Source organism: Moorena sp. SIO3I6 (genome assembly GCF_010672095.1).
This window is the reverse complement of the sequence record NZ_JAAHHU010000970.1, coordinates 1-1,858: the sequence shown is the minus strand read 5'-3', so window position 1 is coordinate 1,858 and position 1,858 is coordinate 1. Positions and strand designations below refer to the sequence as shown.

Genomic DNA, 1,858 nt, shown 5'->3' with positions numbered 1-1,858 from the left:
AGGTCTTAAAGTTACCGTAAGGATAGTGGAGCCTTTATGGTTAGTCGGCTATTCATAAAAGGGTTAAAACTTTTTGATTAAGGCTCCACTATCCTAAGGTTTCGTCTCTGAGGATGAATTTTCCCTCTCAAATAGTGTTAATATAAAAAGTAAGGGTCTCAAAAAAACTGGGTATTGACCCTACTCAGCTACCCTGGCCATAGGCCACGCGGGGCGCGTTCGGTGCGCGGGAAAGTCACGCCCATGGAGATAACAGTCGCCCACGGCTGTGCCTGGGAATCCCCATCCCTCTTAGGGTGGGGAGGTTCAATCACACTCCCCATGCTAATCCGGCAGGGGATTCTAGTTTCAAGAACGTTTCTTTCCTTTGCAGATCTCTCGATCAACACAGATATAGGAAACATCCACCCTGTCAGCCATGCAAAGCGCGAGTGGGGGTTTTCTTTCCCCAAGACCGCGCTGCATCGCTCGCATACTTCCCAAATGCCCAACGGTCGCCTTAGCAGAGGCTTTGGATTACTTTGGCTGCATTAACATCACCAGGATAGTGATCAGTTGTCCAATCATTTTTGTATATCCTTGGATCCTAATCACCCACGGTTTACGATGGTTTCTAGCAAAGGAATTGCACCACCAAACGAATTTCACTACTATTTTTTAAAATATCATTAGCCCTTGATATTCGCCCTGGCATCAAGCACCGCTAGGTAGAAAGAGAGACCACCAATAGGAATACTAGCAGCGAGGATAATTCCAGTCACCAACTTACCTAACTCGGGGTCACCATAGGAAAGTTCAAAAATTGAACCCACAGCCGCAATCCCAGCCACACAGGCAATCATCAAAAATAGAGCACTTTTTGGAGTCATCATAAGCTTTTTTGTTAAAGATTATTATCAGAAATCATAAGATTGAAATTAGCTGTGGGCCAATCAATTAGACCTAACCTCTAAGTAATAGGTCATATTTAGTGCGTTTTAGTATTTATCATGCTTGGGTGTTAGTTAATTAAGCATTGAAGATTGACAATTGCCAATTTTAAATTTATACCGATCCGATAAACCCTATTATAAGTGATTAACCGGACTTCATATCAAGTTTATAAGAGCAGTCACAGTTCAGGAAATTGTAGAAAGTTAAGGGAGTATAAATATTACTGTGACTATAGCAACTGTGACTATAGCAATCGTAATTGAAAATTGAACAAGAACAGGTTGTTATAGTCTTTTCCATCACCCTATGACGACCTCACCAGAGGTTGCACAAATAAAATCAGATTGGTATAGTTATTTAATTGGTTTCACCGCTTGGGGTGAGAACCCGTGCTTATTCAGTTCTTCAGTCAAGGCTAGACCATTTTGCACCCGATCAACAAACATCACTCCTTTAAGATGGTCTATCTCATGCTGAATGACGCGAGATAGTAATCCATTCGCCTTTAAGGTTCTAGGGCGTCCGTTCTCATCCTTGTAGGCTACTTCAATGTCGTCTGGACGGGTGACATCTAAATATACACCGGGGATGCTCAAACAACCTTCCTGGCCATCACACGGGGTGCTACCAAAACTCTTGATTTCTGGGTTAATTAACAACAGCGGTGGGTTGTCTTGGTTATTAGGTTCACAGTCAACCACAATTATTTGCTTATTAATCCCGACCTGAGGGGCTGCCAAACCGATACCATCTGCACTGTACATGGTTTGCAGCATTTGCTCAGCTAATTTTCGGATGTTGTGGTCTACTTTAGCAACCCGCTTGGCAGGCTGACGCAGGACGCGATCGCCTAGATAATGAATTGTTAATGGTGGATTCTCTAATTTTTTCTTTTCAACGATAAGTTCAGCAGTCATGGGGTTAT

General features: G+C 42.9%; 2 protein-coding genes. Both read right to left on the bottom strand.

Annotation, left to right across the window (positions count from 1 at the left end; genetic code table 11):
• Positions 1–668 precede the first annotated feature (668 nt).
• Positions 669–872, bottom strand: coding sequence for a hypothetical protein (locus F6K49_RS45065; RefSeq protein WP_198953978.1), 204 nt, complete (start codon positions 870–872; stop codon positions 669–671).
• Positions 873–1,286: 414 nt separating this feature from the next.
• Complete coding sequence (gene def, locus F6K49_RS45060) at positions 1,287–1,850, bottom strand: peptide deformylase (RefSeq protein WP_293108619.1); 564 nt, start codon at positions 1,848–1,850, stop codon at positions 1,287–1,289.
• Positions 1,851–1,858 lie beyond the last annotated feature (8 nt).

Excerpts from the sequence above, each read along its gene's own strand:
- F6K49_RS45065 (WP_198953978.1), bottom strand. The coding sequence starts at position 872 with ATGATGACTCCAAAAAGTGCTCTATTTTTGATGATTGCCTGTGTGGCT.
- def (WP_293108619.1), bottom strand. The coding sequence starts at position 1,850 with ATGACTGCTGAACTTATCGTTGAAAAGAAAAAATTAGAGAATCCACCA.